The sequence below is a fragment of the Myroides sp. LoEW2-1 genome, assembly GCF_009767705.1.
Classification (GTDB): Bacteria; Bacteroidota; Bacteroidia; order Flavobacteriales; family Flavobacteriaceae; genus Flavobacterium; species Flavobacterium album_A.
This window is the reverse complement of record NZ_WSPP01000284.1, coordinates 1-2104: the sequence shown is the minus strand read 5'-3', so window position 1 is coordinate 2104 and position 2104 is coordinate 1. Positions and strand designations below refer to the sequence as shown.

The following is a 2104-nucleotide window of genomic DNA, read 5'->3' as shown; positions in this document are numbered from 1 at the left end:
CTTCTAAATTATTCTCCTCATAAAGAATTGTAATAAGAGATAAGGTTAAAGGGCTAATTGGTAACTTATCAATTATTCTATTATCTTTTAAAGCATCTAGTAACTTCTCAGCACGTCCTCCTTCATTTAAAAAGAATTTTTGCACAAAATGTGCAATTTGTTTGTTATCAAATCTTGATATATTATATGACTTTACTTCATTTAAACTTGTATTTCCAATAGTGAACTCCTTACTTCTAGATGCAATTATATAACGTACCTTCTTTTTTTCGTTAATATCTTTAAGATAGTTTATAATAGATTCCTTTTGAGAATCTTCAAACTCATCAATACTATCTATCAAAATCAATAATTTATAGTTCTCTAAAAAATCGTCAATTTTATCAATCTTAAAGAATAGACTAATCTTTTCTATTACAACTTTCTCTACATTTAAACCAGCTTCAAACAATTCCAAAGTAGAAATATAGACAGGTATAATACGAGTATCAATATTATCATTCTCTAAAATTAATTTTTCACCTATTTTCTTTAACAAAGTTGATTTCCCCATCCCTGCTTCACCTGTTATAATCAAAGGGTCTTGCTCAGAAACAATATCATTTAAAGTCTTCTTTATTTTTACAAACTTTTTCTTTGTTGTATCTTGGTCATAAAATTCAATTTTTGGATCAATATAAATATCATTTAACTTTTTATATTTATCACTAAAAATTCTTAATGTTTTTAAATCTGAATCTTCAAGTAATTCAGTTAAATAAAACTTTTCATATTCTATTAAATTACTATCACCATGTCTCCAAAATTCAGAGTACTTTGCATCTACTAAACTAATTAGCTCTTCTCTACCAATCCATTCTACATTATTAATATCTACTTTATCTCTAATACCAGTAGATATATACTTATTAGAGATTATAAAAACTTTTGAATATCTATGAGTAAATATTTCTTTAATAAGTTTAACAAGAGACTCTGTTTCAACATTACCACTTAATTTTCCTTTATAAAACATAAACAAATAAGACTCAGACATTAGACCATTACTACGTATAGCTGTCATTTGAGTTGAGTTAATAATCTCCACATTTTGATAATCAAGTTTTACAAGTAATTTAGAAAAAAACTCTCTTACCTCTTCAAAGGTTAAACTTTCTATTTTGTTAATTTTATCCATCTACAAATCAATTATTAATATATACTTAAACCTAATCCAATTACTATAATAAACCCTAATGATTTATTTTCAAGATCATAAAAATACATATAATTCAAACAAGTTAAAAAGAATTAAAACATCATCACTATAATGACAAATTAAGACATTTACATTCATGTAGAAATAACTACATTTGTATCAGAAAATATTACGAACAAGCGTAATCTATCGTTATTGGTTTATCAGAAATTGCGACCTTCAGATGACAGCCAACATAGCGATAGACTTACGCCCGTGCCTTATATTGGCGTGGGCTGAGTCTGTCTGGCTGTTGGGTTGTCGCAAACCTCTGATAAGGACATGATCTTAGTTCCACGCTTTTTTATTAACTACAACTAGGCATTATGAAAAAACAAGTATTCTTATTATCACTCCTATTTTCAATTACTACAATAGCACAAGAGAAAACCAAAAAGCAACTAGCTGAAGAGAGTCTAAAACGTATGCAACAGCGTATGGAAAACTTTTATAAAGAAAGAAACAAGCAAGACAGTATATTCAATGCAAATCTAAAGGCAAGAGAACAAGACTCAATACATCGTAGTGACATTCAAATTTTCAAAGATACTTTCAACCAAAAGCAAGCACAAGATTCTTTGCCTAAAAAGCAAGTTGAAGTAGATACTTTCAAGAAGAACTTTAAACTGTAATTGCTGATGAAAACAAAAGAATATTATACCGTTTTAGTTCCATTGATTAACCTAATTTTGACAGGGAGTAAAGAAGTAGTTGTTGAAGGTGATTGTATAAAACTATCTGAAGGATATAAGTTCTCAATGCAAGGTATCCACCCGACCAAGCCCATATTTCATAAGCTAACGTAAGGTAGTAAGTTTGCTTGAAATAATAAAGAGATGAGCAAACAAGAAATAATGTACTCTCATG

General features: G+C 28.3%; 3 protein-coding genes. 2 read left to right on the top strand and 1 reads right to left on the bottom strand.

Going from position 1 to position 2104, the window contains the following annotated elements:
• Positions 1–1177, bottom strand: a 1177-nt coding sequence (locus GOQ24_RS14510) for an NACHT domain-containing protein (RefSeq protein WP_160340015.1), incomplete at its 3' end; no start/stop codon positions are given.
• Positions 1178–1563: 386 nt separating this feature from the next.
• Between GOQ24_RS14510 and GOQ24_RS14505 the strand changes: the two genes are divergently transcribed.
• Both GOQ24_RS14505 and GOQ24_RS14500 read left to right on the top strand, forming a co-directional pair.
• Entirely contained in the window at positions 1564–1869 is a 306-nt protein-coding gene (locus GOQ24_RS14505; RefSeq protein WP_160340014.1) for a hypothetical protein, read from the top strand.
• Between the two features lie 6 nt (positions 1870–1875).
• Positions 1876–2043, top strand: coding sequence for a hypothetical protein (locus GOQ24_RS14500; RefSeq protein WP_160340013.1), 168 nt, complete (start codon positions 1876–1878; stop codon positions 2041–2043).
• Positions 2044–2104 lie beyond the last annotated feature (61 nt).